Raw genomic sequence first — 14439 nt, 5'->3', positions numbered from 1 at the left:
TACAACTATGTTTTCTTTGATCCTGCTGATTTATACTTTTACTCCCCTGCCTTTTCCACTTTGTGGCCGCCAAATTCATTTCTCAATGCCGCTACCACCTTGCCCGAGAAAGTGTCTGTTTCGTAGGATCGGTAACGCATCAGCAACGACATGGCAATTACAGGCGTGGCCACCTGCATGTCCAGGGCAGTTTCTACTGTCCATTTTCCTTCGCCGGATGAGTGCATGATGCCTTTGATACCAGATAGCTCCGGGTCTTTGCTAAAGGCGTTCTCTACCAGTTCCATCAGCCAGCTGCGCACCACCGAGCCGTGGTTCCAGACACGGGCCACTTCTTTGTAATCCATATCGAAGTCGCTTTTGTGCAGTACTTCAAAGCCTTCTGCAATGGCCTGCATCATGCCATACTCTACGCCGTTGTGTATCATCTTCACGAAGTGTCCGCTGCCTGGTTTGCCTACATGCAGATAACCTTTCTCCACCGATACATCCCGGAAAATCTCTTCACAATAAGCAAAGGCATCCTGCTCCCCTCCTATCATGGTGCATGCACCGTTTCGGGCACCGGTCAGACCGCCACTCGTGCCACAGTCCAGCAAGAAAATACCAGAGCTCTTCAACATTTCAGCCCGTTTAATAGAGTCTTTGTAGTTGGAGTTTCCGCCGTCAATAATAATATCTCCCTGCTGCAGATGCGGCACGAGTTGCTCTATCACAGCATCCACAGGATCGCCGGCAGGCACCATGATCCAGACTGCTTTTCTGCCGGTAAGCTTTTGCGCCACTTCCGGTATAGTATAAGCCGGGGTAATTCCTTCCTTGGCGATGCTATCTATTGTTTCCCTGGCAATGTCATAGGCTACCACCTCGTGTTGGTGGTCTCTGAGGTTTAGTGCCAGGTTATATCCCATTTTTCCGAGTCCGATCAGTCCTATTTGCATGGTTTGTTTTCTTTATGCTATAACATCTGCAGCAGTGCTGCATTTATACTTTGGTTATTTTATACTTTAAACTGCGCTACATGGCTAAAGCTGCTCTCAAGTTTAGGGTAGAGTTCTTCAAAAAGTGCGTAGTTGCGCATGTATACTTTGTTAGCCTGCTGGTTAGGTGTAAATGTTTTGTACACTGTAATAAGTTGGCTGGCGTCCTCCAGTTTATCGAGCATACCCAGCGCATGCATACCCAGTATAGCCGCACCTAAGGCTGAGCCTTCGGCAGTGTCTGTCAGGCGTACTTCCACGTTAAAAACATCTGCCAGCATTTGTACCCACAGTTCCGAATGAGAAAAACCTCCGTTGGCGTAGATCCGCTTTACCGGCCCCATTGTCTGCTCCAGCGCTACACCCACACTGTATACTCCGAAGATAATGCCTTCCATCAATGCCCTTAAAAAATGCGCACGGCTGTGTGTATAGTGAACTCCAAAAAAACAGGCTTTGGCAGCGGCATTCCAGTGCGGTGAGCGTTCGCCGAGCAGGTATGGCAGAAAGAGTAGCCCACCAGAACCCGGTGCCACTGACGCCGCCTCCGCGTTAAGCAGGCTAAAGATATCTTCCTCATTCTCCGTGGCTGCTGCTGTCTCTGCTCCATAAAAATTATCCCGGAACCACTGCAGCACAATGCCACCGTTGTTAACCGCACCGCCCAACACATACTTTTCCGGGGTAAGCACATAACTGAAGATGCGCTCCTGCAGGTCTGTAACTGGTTTGTTTGCCGTAACACGAATGGCGCCACTAGTGCCAATAGTAACCACTGCATCGCCCTCACAAACTGCATCAGACCCTAAATTAGCCAAACACCCATCACTTGCCCCGATTACAAAAGGCAGGTTGGCATCTATACCTAAATCTAAGGCAAAGCCAGCTTCCATACCTCTGAAAGTATAACTTGTCGGGACAGGCTCCGGCAGTTGAGAGGTGTTTATTCCTGCCACCTTTAAGGCATCGGCATGCCAGCTTAACGTAAAAATATTGAACAGCCCTGTGGCAGAGGCAATGGAGTAATCTGTTTTATACTTCCCGTAAAGCTTGTGAAAAACATACTCTTTGATACCGATAAATTTTGCTGTTTTCCTGAAAAGCTCCGGCTCTGTTTCGCGCAGCCAGCAGATTTTGGGCAGTGGCGACATGGGGTGCAGCGGGGTGCCGGTGTGCAGATAAATGCTGTGGCCCAGTTCGCTGTTCTTGATGTTGGCGGCTTGTTTTATACTTCGTGCATCTGCCCAGATAATGCAGTTTGTAAGCAACTTACCGTTTCCATCTAAGGCAATAAGGCTGTGCATGGCACTGCTAAAGCAAACGCCTTTCAGTTCGTAGTCTCCTTCACGCAGCAACTGAATTACCGTTTTCAGGCAACTCATAACAGCTTCAAAAACAAGTTCGGGGTCCTGCTCGGCGTGGTTTGGTTTAGTGCTTATAATAGGATAATCTATCGCATAGCGGCACAACGGTTTAGCCTCCGTACTAAAAGCCACCGCTTTTGTGCTGGTAGTTCCTATGTCTATCCCGATTACTGCCTGTTGTTTCATATAAATTAGCTAAGCTTTACCTACGCAACACAGGCCAAGTATAGTTATACTAAGTTCTTTTTAATGCTTAGCAGAACTAATTCTATCAGGTTCATTTCATTTCCTATGCTTATATTTGATACCTGAACCAGACTAAACCAACCATGAAACCTTACCGCTTTATACTTGGGCTTTGCTTGCTTGCTACCCTGCATCAGGCTCCTGCCCAGGACCTAAAAATTGACAAGAAAGTAGCCAAATCGCTTAAGAAAGTAGAGCCAACCGATATCAAGAAACATATCTGGTATTTAGCCGACGACAAGTTACTGGGCCGTAAGCCGGGCACACCGGGCTACCAGGCTGCCGTTGATTATGTAATCGACAACTATAAAAAAATGGGCGTGCAGCCAAGCGGTGAAAATGGCACCTACCTGCAAACGGTTAGGCTGCGCACTGCCAGAACAGGCAATAACCCTACTTTGGTTTTATCTGATAGCAAGAATACGGCTACAGCACTTATTGCAGACAAAGACTTCACTATTTACCCTAACCCCAAAGATGCAAACGCTTCTGTAATGGGCACGGTTGTGTTTGCCGGCTACGGTATTAGTGCGCCCGACCTGGGATATGATGATTACGCCAACCTGGATGTGAAAGGGAAGATCGTACTCGTGCTGCGCGGTGCTCCGGAAAGCTTCCCGAACACAGTGGCCTCTTACAGCATGGATACGCAAACCATACTTAAAAACGCGGCAGAGCGTGGCGCAGTAGGTGTTATACTTGGCAATACAAACCCGAAAGCACCGGTGCCTAACCTAAGAGGCGGCATAAACAATGTGATGCATGCAAACGGCGAAGTTGCCTTTTCAAGAACTTATCACCCAGACATCAAGTTATTTGCAGCAGTAAACCACGAACAAACCGATAAGCTACTTTCCAGCGCCGGAATTAACCTTACCGATGCAGTTGCCGGAATGAAGAACGGAAAGCCTGCCTCAGCAGAACTTGGCTTCTCTGCAAAAGCTGCTTATACTTCTAATTACACCGACATCGAAAGCCACAATGTTGTTGGTAAGATAGAAGGCTCTGATCCAAAATTAAAGAATGAATACGTAGTGCACAGTGCCCACCTCGACCACGTTGGCATTGGCAGACCGATAGACGGAGATTCTATCTACAACGGTGCGCACGACAACGCCTCTGGTGTAGCCAGCCTGCTGGAGATTGCAAATGTTTATTCTCGCCTGAAAAAGAACCCTAAGCGCTCTGTGTTGTTAGTAATGGTTACCGCCGAAGAGATGGGCCTGCTGGGCTCCGCATACTTTGCCAAGTACCCAACTGTGCCGGCCAACAGCATCGTAGCCGACATTAACACCGATATGCCAACCATTATTGCGCCGTTGCTATCGGTGGTGCCGCTGGGTGCGCCGCACTCCTCATTAATGGGCCCTGTAACCAAAGCCGCCAACTACCTTAAACTGGATATTGAGGAAGACCCTGAGCCGGAGCAGAACCGTTTTGTGCGCAGCGACCAGTATAGCTTTGTAACGCAAGGCATACCTGCCCTGCACATTAAGTATGGCAACAAAACTCCTGACGGCAAAAACAACCTTGACGAAACCGTAAAAGTATGGCGCGCTAAATACTACCACAAACCTCAGGACGGTATTGACGGCGTGTTCGACTTTGAGGCTGGTAAAACCTACGTGCAGCTTAACTTCCTGATCGGTTACCTGGTGGCCCAGGACGAGCAGCGCCCTACCTGGAACGAAGGCGACTTCTTCAGCACCCGCTTCGGCAGAAAATAGCAAAGATCAGATTAAAAGCCCCGGTTATACTTTGTGTAACCGGGGCTTTTTATTGAGGCAAACCATATTTAAAGCAAAAACGGAGATGTGGAAAACGTACATCAGGTGTTAATAATTAAAACACCCTGAAAGTATAATTAACTGACTCTCAAACTCATCACAAATATTACTCAACACCCTTGTTTGCACCTGTGTAAAATTTGTCCACATGCACATTTCCTGCATGTTTATTACATATTTTTGTAGAGATACAAAGGAGGAAAACAGTCATGGAAACGATGCAGCACACAGTAACAAAGAGCACTACACACAGAGGAGAAACTATAAGAGAAGCTATTAAGGCAAGTGGTGTGGCTATTGGCGTAGTAGCCGACAAACTCGGTATCAGCAGGAAAACGCTTTACAATAAGTTTAAAGAAAGCAGCATTCCGTTCAGTTTTATACTTCGCCTGGGCGAGGTTATACACCACGACTTTTCACAGGAATTCCCGCATTTGAGTAAAAATGTAAAAAAGGAGCCTGCCATGCCGCAAATGCCTGCCAGCACCAACCTGTTTCTGCCATTCGACGGTGAGCCGGCCGGCACGCCAAAACCCAACAACATGAAAGAATGCGAAGCCGAGCTAGTAGCCCTGCAACGTAAGTATATTGCCCTGCTCGAAAAGTTTAACGAGTTGCTGCTAAAGACATCCGCTAACTAATAGCCAAGTCTTATTCTAAGGAAATATACACTCTGGCGCGGGCATCCGACCCGTGACCTGGAGTGGGTTCGAGTCTCCAGACTCGCTGTTACAAGATAACTGCTACTGCCTTTCCCGCAGATCGGTATCTACCTGGTCCGGGTTACCAGCTCTGAACGTAGCCACAGCTTTGTTGCCGGCATACAGCGTAAGCACATCCCCTGATTTTCTGTAGGAGGTGGTACTACGCAACGCCTCCATCAGTTTGTTCTCTGTTTCGATATAAGGGCAGCTCATACGGGTACTCGCCAAGTCTGACAGCTGCAGGGAGGTTTCCGTTAATTTATACTTGCCTGAAAATTTGTTACAGCCTGCAAACCCGAGTATATCGTTTTCGCGTTCCTGCAGGCGCATGTAAGCCATCCGGTTATCCCTGGACTCGGGTACGTTTTCTCCTTCCAGCGATAGTAACATCCAATAAGCATCCAGAATAGTTTCATCGTCGGCTAAGGGGGTGGCTGGCTTTGTTGTACAGGCTTGCGCGTAAACGACTGCCAGAAGTATAAAAAAGAATCGGTGTATAGTTTTCATATCTATAAGTTCATCAGTTTTTGGTGCTCTATACAATACGCAGCAGACAGAAGTAAAGTATAGCCAAAAGCTATTTACATGAAAAAGCCTGCAGCATTTGCCACAGGCTTTGCATAAATTTAAATTGGCTTATACTCCGAAAGTATCATCACCATAGCTGCCAGCACCACTCCATGCTCCATAGTCAGGACCAGAGCGTCCCTGGCGTCTTTCACGGCTGCTTCTGCGCTCTCCGTCACTGGATCCTGCCTCACTTCTATGCTCGCTTACATTGGCGCGGTTAGAGGCATAGAGCCCGGTGCCATAATTATCCTGGCTCTGGCCACGTCTTGGGCTTCTTATCTCGCCGCTATATTTAAAATCGCTATTGTCATAGGTTCCTTCGTAATAAGGACTTTCGCCTTGCATGCGGTTACGGCCATAGTCGTTGTCTTCGCGTCTTTCCCGGATAGGACCGCGGTCCAGGTAATGGTCTGCTGTACCAGCGTTATAGCTTCTGTAGCGATCGTCGGTGCGGTTCTCGTCGCGGGCAAACTCGTTGTAGTGGCGTCCTTCTCCGCTATAGCGGTAACTGTTATCCTGGCGGGCATACCGATCGTTGCCACCAAAATTATTGCCTCTGGAGTGTCTGGTATCGCGTTCGCTTCGCCAGCCAAACTCATTGCCTGCACCGTGATCTCTGTTGCGGTTATTGCCCATGTATGGGTTAGGGTCGCCGTAGTGGTAGTGCTCTCTGCCACCGGTTCTGTAATCATCGTGTTTACCGGATTGCATCGGTCCACTGCTTGAGCTACCTGTACTGCCAGTGTTTTTTACATTCCTATACTCGTAGCCCTGATCAGGCATACCGTAATAGTTACCGCCGCCACTGTAACGGTCACGGTAATTGTCGAACTGGCGGTTACGATCTTCGCCGTAATTATCCCGGCTTCTGTTGCTGTAATAGCTATCGTTTCTTTCCATAGGTGTTGTTTCTTTAAATGATCGATTTACTTTATCTATAAACGAACCACAGCCGCCAACGTTGGTTTAGCTTATACTTTTCAGTACAATACTTCAGAGAAAACTGCTTTCTCTACAGCAGCTCACGAGGGAATTCAGTTACTGTTTTATTAGATTTTATAAAGTATAAAACTACACCACCATTGGGTCGTGGCTTGCCCCTACTAATTCGGTATTTATCCTGCTCTGGTTAAAGCTAAAAACAAAAAGGGAGCTACCTTACCGGCAGCTCCCTTTCAATATCAAAGTATAAAAACTTAGCTTAGTTACCCGCAGAAGTAGTTACAGTAGCAGGAGTTTTTTTCTCCTCCTTGTACTTGTTATCAAACTTCTCGTACAGGTACTTCTGCTTGTTGCTCAGGTCGATTTTGCGGCCCTGAATAAACGCAAGGGTTACATTGTTAGTGCGCATATCCAGCAGATCACCAGAGGATACTACAATCGTAGCATCTTTACCCACCTCAACAGAACCAGCTTGCTTGTCGATACCCAGAATCTTTGCTGTATTTAGAGATATCGAAGCCAGCGCCTGTTCTTTGTCCAGACCATACGCAGTGGCAGTACCGGCAATAAACGGCAGGTTACGGATACCATGGATGCTCAGGTCATAATCTAGCGCAAAAGTAACACCTGCCTTATGCAGCAAGTATGGCGTTTTGTAAGGCATGTCCACATCTTCTTCGGCACGCGATGGCAAGGCATGTACACCGGAGTAGATTACAGCAATATTATTCGCCTTCAGGAAGTCAGCAACCGCTACGGCATCTTGTCCACCCACGATCACAATGTTTTTCACACCGTGCTGCTTTGCAAAGTTTACCGACTCTATGATCTCCTTGCCATAGTTCGCGTGGATGTACAGCTTTTTGGATCCATCGAACAAACCGGCAGTGGAAGCCAGTTTCAGGTTCTCGTTATCGTGCTTGCCAGACTTATACACAGCTGCATCTCTGAACAAAGAAGTTAATTGGTTCAGGGCCTCCTCACGCTGCTCTTTCATGCGGCCAAGACGGGCATCATAAGCACTGTTACCTGTGGCGATCAGCATGTTTGGCCAGTTAAGGTGTATACCTTCATCAGCTTTTACTATAGCATCTTCCCAATTCCAGGCATCCAGTTGTACTACAGACGATGTACCTGAAATAGTACCGCCCACAGGTGTCACCTGCGTCATCAGTACACCGTTCGTACGTATCGTCGGGATGATATCAGAGTCAGTGTTGTAAGCAATTACCGAACGTACATGCGGGTTGAGATCGCCTACTTCGCGCCAGTCAATGGTAGCACGTACACTTTCGATCTCGTTCAAACCAAGCGTTGAGTTAGGATGGATCAGACCAGGGTAAATATGCTGACCAGTAACGTCTACTACATCGTAGCCGCTCAGGTTTGCCCCGCTCTGCGGACCAGCATATGTGATCTTGCCTTTGTCAAAACCTACAGCGGCATTTTCTACCACCTGGCCATTGCCTATGTGCAGCGTAGCACCTTTTAGCAGCACTGGCTTGCTTTGCTTTGGCGCAGCTGCTGGTACCTGTGCAAAAGCAGGCACACTAAGCATAAGCGCTATAAAAGCAGAAATATATCTTTTATGAATTTTCATTTCGAATCAGTTTAAGAATTAATGCGCAAAATACGACTCTTCTTCGGCGTGCTCTAAGTCTTCGCAATGCACTACGCTGGCTCTTCGGTTAACAGGAGCCTGTGTTCTGGCACCACCGGTTTTAGCATTTAGCATAGCTTGTACCAGGCGCATACGCTCTTTCTCCAGCTCCACGCGCATTTGCTCGTCACGCTCTAAATCGTAGTAAGCTATACCGTCCACAAAAGTCTTCAGCGGCTTGGCGTAGATAGATAGCGGGTTATCGTTCCAAAGTACCACGTCGGCATCTTTACCGGTTTTTATACTTCCCATTCTATCGTCCAGGTGCAGAAGTTTTGCTGGGTTAAGCGTTACCATTTTCAGGGCATCTTCTTCGCTTACACCCGCATACTTCACGCTCTTGGCTGCTTCCTGGTTCAGGCGGCGCGCCATCTCGGCATCGTCGGAGTTAATGGCCGTAACCACACCCAGGTTATTCATGATACCGGCATTTTGCGGGATGGCGTCTTTCACCTCCATTTTGTAAGCCCACCAGTCAGCGAAGGTAGAACCACCAATGCCACGCTCTTTCATTTTGTCGGCTACTTTATAACCTTCCAGAATGTGCGTAAAGGTGTTGATCTTAAAGCCCATCTCGTCAGCCACTTTCATCAGCATGTTAATCTCAGACTGCACGTAAGAGTGACAGGTGATAAAGCGCTTCTCGTTCAGGATCTCCACTAAAGCATCCAGTTCCAGGTCGCGGCGAGGGGCAGGAGTCTTAGCTTTTTCTCTCTTAGAAAGGCTGTTGTAGTTCTTCCAGCTCTGCTCATACTCTTTTGCTCTCTGGAACGCATCTACAAACACCTGCTCCACACCCATTCTTGACTGCGGGAAACGGATGTTCGCGTTATTGCGGTTAGACTGCTTTACGTTCTCACCAAGTGCAAACTTAATGTAACCGTCAGCGTTCTCTACCATCAGCTCCTCTGGGCTCTTGCCCCAACGCAGCTTAATAATAGCCGACTGGCCACCAATCGGGTTGGCAGAACCGTGCAGCAACTGCGATGTAGTAACACCACCAGCCAACTGGCGGTAAATGTTGATGTCGTCAGAGTTAACCACGTCGGCCATACGCACCTCGGAAGTTACAGACTGTGTGCCTTCGTTCACGCCGTTCAGGGCAATGTGCGAGTGCTCGTCAATAATACCAGGCGTTACGTGCTTACCTGTTCCGTCAACTATTCTGGCACCGTTCTCCGAAAGGTTTTTGCCTACCTTGGCAATCTTGCCGTTCTTCAGCATTACGTCTGTGTTCTCCAGCTTACCTTCTTTCTCGTTCGTCCAGACAGTAGCATTTTTGATGATAACAGTTTCCTGCTTCGGCATTTCAGTCTGGCCATAGGCACGGAATGGATAGATCATATTACCCAGCTGTGGTGCTTTGGCAACTTTTGTGCTGTCGCTTTTCGCTTTCTGGCTCATAGCCTCCGAGAAAGTGGCCGTCCATTTAACAGACGAGGCGTCAGGCAACTGGCCTTCACCCTGCAGGTTTTTGTCCTGTAACCAACCGCTTAAACGGATGCTCTCTTTGCTCTTTTTATCTTTGTTGAAAGAAAGAGTTACCAGGTTACCGTTGAAAGTAATTTTACCAGTTACTGTGTCCTTGGCAATTACTTTTAGTTCAGGCTTTTCGGCAGTACCTGAGATCATGAGTTTACGATCCGGCTGCTGTGCCATCTTTAAAGTATAAACACCTCTATAGTCAGATGGCATTTCAGAGATCTTGTACTGGCTGCCCTGTACCCAGTTCTCAAGTATAATATTATCAGCTGCAAACAGGTTACCGCTGGTAATGATAAAGTTAGCCAGCATGCCTTTGTTCAGGCTACCTACTTTGCTATCAGCATTAAGAAGTTTAGCAGGAGTGGCAGTAAGTGCTTTTAAAGCCTCTTCTTCGCTCAGGCCATACTGTATGGCTTTGCGCAGGTTAGGCAAAAAGTCTTTTTTATCTTTCAGGTCAGCTGCTGTAAAGGCAAAAGTAACACCTGCTTTGTTTAGTAAAGCAGCATTTGCAGGAGCCATTTCCCAATGCTTCATAGACTCCAACGGCACACGGCGCGCATCAAACGGGTCTTCCACGTTATAGGCATCCGGGAAGTTAAGCGAAAGTATAATCGGGGCATTGGTTGCTTTGATCTCTTTGATCATCTGATACTCATCGCCGCCGCCTTTAATGATGTACTGCCTACCAAACTCATCGCCTACCTTATCGGCACGCAATACGTCCAGTTTGCCGCTCACTTCAAAAATCTGGGGATACTTGTTTGCAGCCGTAAAAGCTGTAAGCGAAATATTCTGCTCTCTGGCCGGGTTATTCGCATTCCACTGGGCATCCAGGTAAGTCTGGCGCAGCAAAGCAATAGCACCCATCAGTGAGTTAGGGTAATCCTGTGTCGAAGAGCCTTTATCAAACGACAGCGCACCGGCAGCTTTGTCCAGCACTACTACTTCGTTTTCGCGCTTGTTGTCGGCAAGGGTTACCAGGGTAGCGGTGCCACGGGCAATTCCGTCGCGGTGCACAGCCAACACAGAGCCAAAGCCCAGCTTGCGCATTTCCTCGGCCTGCTTTTTGTCAACTTTAAAAAGCTCAACAGCGTTTGTCTCAGGGCGTACTGCTTGGTTCCAGTTGTAAGCGCCCTGCTTTTTAGATTCCATCTGAGGTGGCGAACCCCATCCTCCACGTTCACTTTTCACCTCTGGCATTCCGTAGCTGGTGAACATATCTACCAAACCCGGGTAAATATGCTTTCCTTTGGCATCGATGGTAACAGCACCTGCGGGTACTTTTACATTAGTGCCAACGGCCTCTACTTTTCCGTTGCGGATAAGCAGGGTTGCATTGCTGATGGTAGTTTTGTAATCTGTGTGGATGGTGGCGTTGGTGAGCGCTACTAGTCCGGAGCGTTCATCATACACCCCATTGCGCGGAAAAGTCTCCTGCGCCATTACGTAGCTTGAGCCAAAAGCAAGGCAAGCTGCAATGGTTAAGATTTTTTTCATCCGATTTAGTTAAGGTGGTTTTAGTTAGAATAGTTGTGGATACTCAAATATAAAATCTATCCTTGAAATTACTATATTCTGAAGTCATAATTTATTGTACTTCAGTAATTAACGATAATATCCAAGTATAAATAGTGTTTATACACTAATTTAAGTTCCTCCCTATAGACTATAGTTTTTGCAAAAGGCTTAATCACACTTGTAGATTAAGTATAAAATAGTTCGTATATTACTTAAGTTTCAGCTACTTAACAGGCAGCAACCTGGCTAACAGCGAAAAGCACTTCACGTTTTTTAGCTTCTGATCATGAAAAAGATTTTAGTGTTAGTTGTGCTGCTGTTAACGGTGGCACTCCCCCCTGTGCAGGCGCAAACCGAAACCACCGAGGTTACTCCTGCAACACCACAAAAGAAGCATGGCTTTATACCGATACCTGTACTTTATTACACCCCCGACACAAGGCTTGGGCTTGGTGCGGCTGTAATTGGCTATATGCAGCTTAAAAGTAAACACGATAGCACCTATACTCGCCTTTCCACGGCGCGCCTGCTGGTAGATTATACATTGAACAAACAAACAGACCAGCAACTGGAATGGAGCATTTTTACGCGCGAGGAAAAGTACCTGCTGCGCGGAGAACTGCGGCATAGAAAATATGTGGACCGGTTTTATGGCATTGGCAACAGATCGCTGGAGGCTAACGACGAGAAGTATGAGTATGAGCTGGTAAATGCTAGGCTGGGAACGCTCAAAAAATTTGGAAAGCATACTTTTGCCGGCCTCGATTTTCAGTTTACCAACTACTACAATGTAGAGCTGCACGACGGTGAGGAAACCGGCACAAGTATACTTTTAACAGAACAGGTGCCTGGTTATAAAGGTGGTTACAATGGTGGGGTGGGCGCCGTATTCCTCTACGACTCCCGCGATAACGTGGCATTTGCCAGCAGCGGTATTTTTCTGGAAACGGCAGCCTACAGGTTCGGAAGTATACTTGGCGGCGATTTTGACTACAGCAACTACAGCGTAAACTTTAGCAAATACTTCGCGCTTAAACCAAACCATGTACTGGGTAGCAATACCTTCATCAACATAAACACCGGCGAAACACCACTGTACAGGTTAGCACCTGCCGGCGGCGATAAAATTTTAAGAGGCTATGCCCGTAACCGCTTTCTTGACCAGAATTTTGCGGGCACGCAGGTAGAGTATCGGTTTCCGGTTTACAAACGCTTTGGCATGACCACTTTTGCTGGCCTGGGCGATGTGTTCGACAAAACTTCGGATGTAAGCTTCTCTACGCTTAAGTACTCCGTAGGCGGCGGCATTCGCTATGCTCTTAACCAGGAGCAGAAACTAAATATCAGGGCAGATATTGGCTATGGCCGCGAAGGCACCAACTTTTACATTGTTATCGGAGAGGCATTTTAAACAGGCAGGGTTTGCGCTAAAAGTATAAACCTATACTTTTGCATGCGTTACTAAAGCAACCCAATACCATGCCTGCAACCGAGTACCAGTTCTCCCCTCTTGTACAGAAGCTGGTATTTATACTTCTGATACTGCTGCTGCTTTTTACGCCGTTGTTTACCTCGCCGCTGGCGTTGCTGGCCGGTTTGGTTGTAGGGCTGATGGTGGGCAATCCGTTTCCGGCTGCATCAGCGAAAGGCTCTAAGTATATTTTACAGGCAGCTGTGGTTGGTCTGGGCTTTGGCATTAATCTTTACCAGGTAGCAGAAACCGGCCTGAGTGGTTTAATCTATACTTTTGTATCCCTTGCCTTAACCATGGTATTCGGGCTGGCCCTTGGTAAAACGTTTGGCATTGCACCAAAGCTGACACACCTAATCTCTGCGGGCACAGCCATATGTGGTGGCAGCGCCATTGCTGCGGTTGCACCGGCCATAAAAGCGTCGGCAAAAGAGATATCGGTTGCACTGGGCATAGTCTTTATACTTAACGCACTGGCACTTTTTATTTTTCCGGAAGTAGGCCATTCGTTACAACTCACACAAAAGCAGTTTGGCCTGTGGGCCGCCATTGCCATACACGACACTAGCTCTGTAGTTGGCGCGGCCAGCCGCTACGGCGACGAAGCTTTGCAACTGGCCACTACACTTAAACTTACCCGCGCCCTCTGGATCGTGCCACTGGTGTTGGTTTCGGGATTAATGTTTAAAACCGAGGGCAACAAAGTCTCCATCCCTACATTTATACTTCTGTTTATACTTGCCTCTGTGCTCATCACGTTTGTACCGGCAGTTAAAACAGTGTCTCTTTTTATACTTTTTGCCGCTAAAAAAGCGCTATTGCTTTCTCTTTTTCTCATCGGCGCAAACCTGAGTATGGTCACCATCCGCAGCATCAGCGCCAGGCCTTTTTACCAGGGCTTTATACTTTGGGTGCTCGTGGCTTTTACATCGTTGTTCGTGATTTACATTTTTGCGTAGGCTGATTACACATTGCGCAGGTTAGTGGCATAAACAGCAATTATGTACATTTATTAAAATGCACATAATTGCTGTTTAACCTAATAAATTCATCTTACTCGGGAGCGATTCCTACAATTACTGCCATCGATTTGTATTTAAACGTATATAGCAATAATCCAAGCCTCAGGAACTATAAACGCTTAAACATTGTCACCATCCTAATACATGAAATCATGTTCATGTATTAGTTTTTATTACAGTAAGTATAGTATGAGTAGCTTAAAAGTGCGGGTTGATCAGAAGAAGTTGGAGAGGGCCGCTTATGTATTAAAGTGTGTGGCGCACCCGGTTCGCATAAGTATAATTGATTTACTTGAGCAGCGGCAACGTTTAACGGTTTCTGAAATACAGCAGGTGCTGGGCATAGAGCAGTCGTTGTTGTCGCATCATCTTACCAATATGCGCGATAAAGGGATTGTTGATACACAACGCGAAGGCAAAAGGGTTTTCTACTTCTTAACGGACTATACCATTACGAGCATCATCAGTTGTATTAATGGTTGCAAAATGTTTTAAGGGCACCTGGCTATGCAGCCATACTTTGCGCTGGTAATTGTGTTTTCTTTACCTTTGCTGCTTTACCTTTACACTAATTAACTCAAGTTGCGTGATAGTACACGCGGTTTAACACAAAAAATCTGTTCTGCCAGCGGCTGTTGTACGTTTTAAAGTTTGCAGACTTAATTCGTAACAGCCATGACAGAACAGACC

11 protein-coding genes are annotated in these 14439 nt (G+C 47.1%); 5 read left to right on the top strand and 6 right to left on the bottom strand.

Annotated features, from left to right (window positions below; translation table 11 throughout):
* Nucleotides 1–38: 38 nt before the first annotated feature.
* Complete coding sequence (gene gnd, locus K0O23_RS09985; RefSeq protein ID WP_219877286.1) at nt 39–941, bottom strand: phosphogluconate dehydrogenase (NAD(+)-dependent, decarboxylating); 903 nt, start codon at nt 939–941, stop codon at nt 39–41.
* Nucleotides 942–1000: 59 nt separating this feature from the next.
* On the bottom strand, nt 1001–2530 hold the full coding sequence (locus tag K0O23_RS09980) for a gluconokinase (protein WP_219877285.1): 1530 nt from the start codon (nt 2528–2530) through the stop codon (nt 1001–1003).
* 143 nt (nt 2531–2673) lie between these two features.
* Here K0O23_RS09980 and K0O23_RS09975 point away from each other — a divergent pair, with 143 nt between their 5' ends.
* Together K0O23_RS09975 and K0O23_RS09970 are read left to right on the top strand one after the other, a co-directional pair.
* The gene (locus tag K0O23_RS09975) at nt 2674–4317 is read left to right on the top strand and encodes a M28 family peptidase (RefSeq protein ID WP_219877284.1); all 1644 of its coding nucleotides are present in this window, start codon (nt 2674–2676) and stop codon (nt 4315–4317) included.
* 269 nt (nt 4318–4586) lie between these two features.
* Complete coding sequence (locus K0O23_RS09970) at nt 4587–5018, top strand: hypothetical protein (protein ID WP_219877283.1); 432 nt, start codon at nt 4587–4589, stop codon at nt 5016–5018.
* A gap of 102 nt (nt 5019–5120) precedes the next feature.
* On the opposite strand, the gene K0O23_RS09965 is transcribed toward K0O23_RS09970, so the two are convergent.
* From K0O23_RS09965 to K0O23_RS09950, 4 genes are all read right to left on the bottom strand, one after another.
* Nucleotides 5121–5588: an META domain-containing protein gene (locus K0O23_RS09965; protein WP_219877282.1), complete on the bottom strand. Its 468-nt coding sequence runs from the start codon at nt 5586–5588 to the stop codon at nt 5121–5123.
* 129 nt (nt 5589–5717) lie between these two features.
* Complete coding sequence (locus K0O23_RS09960; RefSeq protein WP_219877281.1) at nt 5718–6551, bottom strand: hypothetical protein; 834 nt, start codon at nt 6549–6551, stop codon at nt 5718–5720.
* 301 nt (nt 6552–6852) lie between these two features.
* Nucleotides 6853–8193 carry an amidohydrolase family protein gene (locus K0O23_RS09955; RefSeq protein WP_219877280.1) on the bottom strand — a complete coding sequence of 447 codons (1341 nt, stop codon included), beginning with the start codon at nt 8191–8193 and terminating at the stop codon, nt 6853–6855.
* 18 nt (nt 8194–8211) lie between these two features.
* Complete coding sequence (locus tag K0O23_RS09950; protein ID WP_219877279.1) at nt 8212–11235, bottom strand: amidohydrolase family protein; 3024 nt, start codon at nt 11233–11235, stop codon at nt 8212–8214.
* A 307-nt stretch (nt 11236–11542) separates the two neighbouring features.
* Here K0O23_RS09950 and K0O23_RS09945 point away from each other — a divergent pair, with 307 nt between their 5' ends.
* The 3 genes from K0O23_RS09945 (at nt 11543) to K0O23_RS09935 (ending at nt 14244) form a co-directional block, all read left to right on the top strand.
* A complete protein-coding gene (locus tag K0O23_RS09945) occupies nt 11543–12667 on the top strand; it encodes a BamA/TamA family outer membrane protein (RefSeq protein ID WP_219877278.1) in 1125 nt (374 codons plus the stop codon).
* Between the two features lie 68 nt (nt 12668–12735).
* Nucleotides 12736–13686 (top strand): YeiH family protein, encoded by a 951-nt coding sequence (locus K0O23_RS09940; protein ID WP_219877277.1) that lies wholly within the window; start codon nt 12736–12738, stop codon nt 13684–13686.
* 252 nt (nt 13687–13938) lie between these two features.
* A complete protein-coding gene (locus K0O23_RS09935) occupies nt 13939–14244 on the top strand; it encodes an ArsR/SmtB family transcription factor (RefSeq protein ID WP_219877276.1) in 306 nt (101 codons plus the stop codon).
* Nucleotides 14245–14439 lie beyond the last annotated feature (195 nt).

The organism is Pontibacter aydingkolensis, assembly GCF_019443125.1.
Lineage (GTDB): Bacteria > Bacteroidota > Bacteroidia > Cytophagales > Hymenobacteraceae > Pontibacter > Pontibacter aydingkolensis.
The sequence above is the reverse complement of the archived record's forward strand: the minus strand, read 5'-3'. Positions and strand labels throughout refer to the sequence as shown.